General features: G+C 39.5%; 1 protein-coding gene. It reads right to left on the bottom strand.

Annotated features, from left to right (window positions below):
• Positions 1-21 precede the first annotated feature (21 nt).
• On the bottom strand, positions 22-1,482 hold the full coding sequence (locus C900_RS27665) for an IS701 family transposase (protein ID WP_083867606.1): 1,461 nt from the start codon (positions 1,480-1,482) through the stop codon (positions 22-24).
• Between the last annotated feature and the right edge of the window lie 55 nt (positions 1,483-1,537).

The raw sequence follows: 1,537 nt of genomic DNA, 5'->3' as shown, positions 1-1,537 counted from the left end.
TACTACTTTGTCATATTTAAGTCATTGATATTCAAGTTTGTAATACCTGTCGATATCATTCTGTCTTTGTTGATGTCTCTTTAATAGTTGTTCTAATCTAAGCATTAATTTGTTAGTTTTTTCGTCCCATAAACATTGTATTATCTTTTTTAGGTCTAAATAACTAAGCAGAGGAATTTGTTCCCGATTTCGTAGGATTTCCTTTAGGACAAATAACATTGCCAGCATAGTTAATGCCTGAAAATGGTACCAGCTTTGATATTTTCTGATTTGATAATCTGACATACCTAGATCTTTGCTGCTATCTTTAAAAGCTTTTTCTACCAGGTATCGTTGTGATTGCATAAAAGCAAACCTGTCAATGTTGCATTCATTTATTTTAAAGTTACTCAAACTGATTTTAATCTTTCCGTTTTTGCTGCAAGGTTTGCGTATGATCAAGGTGCGTTCACGGGCTTGTTTTTCAGCCCCTTTGCCATGGTCACCCTGATCCCAAACCCACACCTGTGCAACATGGATTTTGGCTTTAAGCCATCCCTTTGTTGTTTTTCTAATTTTTGTTAATTGGAAATCTCTTGCCTCAAGCTGGCCGAGGTAATCCTCCACCTTAACGGGCTTGATATCGGCTTTCAAGCGTTTATGCTTGGGGTTAGGCAAGCCAATACACGGGGCCTTCAAAAAAAGCCTGGTAGCAACAGGTATATCAAGGACAAAGCGTTGGCCCATATCTTCAATAGCATTGCAGAAATGATGGCTTCTTCCATAAAGACTATCTGCTCCCACCCAACCAAATTTCATCCCACTAGACAAGTTTTCCCTGAGCATCTCCAGGGCCAATGCCAACTTTGTTTTATACTGCTGTTGCTCTTTAGGTATTCCCGCTTTTTTGCAACGATCCGGGTCATTGCACCATTTTTCAAGCAAGAACAGCCTACAGTTCACCAGACCGGCATATTGCTGGTAGGCTAAAGCCCCATAAACGCCCACTTGGCAATTTTCATTTTTTCCCACCAGCCCGGCATACTGGTTGCCTACTCCAACTGAGCAATTGCCTTTCTTTAAATGGGCTTTCTCGTCAATGATATAAGCAATATCTTGATAATTACCCAAAAGCTGATTGGTTTGTAGGCCTATACGCTTCATCAATTCATGGGAGTCCCATGGGGAAGAAGTCATGAAATGGTGTAAGGATTGATATTCCGCATCGCTAACTTGATTAGAAACAGCCTCAAGTATCCTTTCTAAATTGCGTTCGCCCCTCCCTGTCCTGAATAGACCTTCAAGCAATTGGACGGCTTTGTGAGAAACATCTTTTTTTGCTAACTTGAAAACATCTTTAAATTCATCAAAGTGTGAAGAAAAGTTGGCCCGAAGGCCAAGGTATAGTTCTTCATGGCGATGTGATTTAAAGTTAAATGACTGATTATCAGATAATTGGTACTTGAAATTAAAAGCTCTCTTCGTGGCAGGGCACTTTTTAATTTTAAGTACCTATCTTTCCTTCAAGATACCGAATCTTTTAGAGTTTCACCAATTA

It is taken from the genome of Fulvivirga imtechensis AK7 (assembly GCF_000331535.1).
GTDB classification, from domain to species: Bacteria; Bacteroidota; Bacteroidia; order Cytophagales; family Cyclobacteriaceae; genus Fulvivirga; species Fulvivirga imtechensis.
This window is presented reverse-complemented; position numbering and strand designations above follow the sequence as displayed.